Source organism: Dellaglioa sp. CoH-56-MRSF-13 (genome assembly GCF_056782095.1).
Genome location: NZ_JBXAYC010000172.1, coordinates 1 through 266, shown reverse-complemented (window position 1 = coordinate 266; position 266 = coordinate 1). Strand labels below are relative to the sequence as shown.

The 266-nt window shown below is 51.9% G+C and carries 1 protein-coding gene; it reads right to left on the bottom strand.

What is annotated here, in order from left to right:
- Nucleotides 1-246: hypothetical protein (locus AC1RP1_RS08345; protein ID WP_481762779.1), on the bottom strand; the 246-nt coding region annotated here is incomplete at its 3' end.
- Between the last annotated feature and the right edge of the window lie 20 nt (nucleotides 247-266).

The window sequence follows — 266 nt, the reverse complement described above, 5'->3', positions numbered from 1 at the left end:
AACCTTAGTCTTAGCCTCAGCCTGCTGAGTTAGCTTCGGTGCTGCTTGCTCCGCGTTGTTGAGCCGCGAATTAGCGCTGTCGCGGCGATCATTCTCGGCCTTGGCCATTTTGTTGATGGTGGCCTGCTGAGTTGACCACGCAGAGTCATAACCCAGCTTGTAGCCAAGTGCGGCACCTGCCACGGACACTATCAGGACAAGCGCGATCTTAATCGCGTAGGTCTTGAGAAAATCAACAGCTATCATGATGATCCTTCAAAATACTT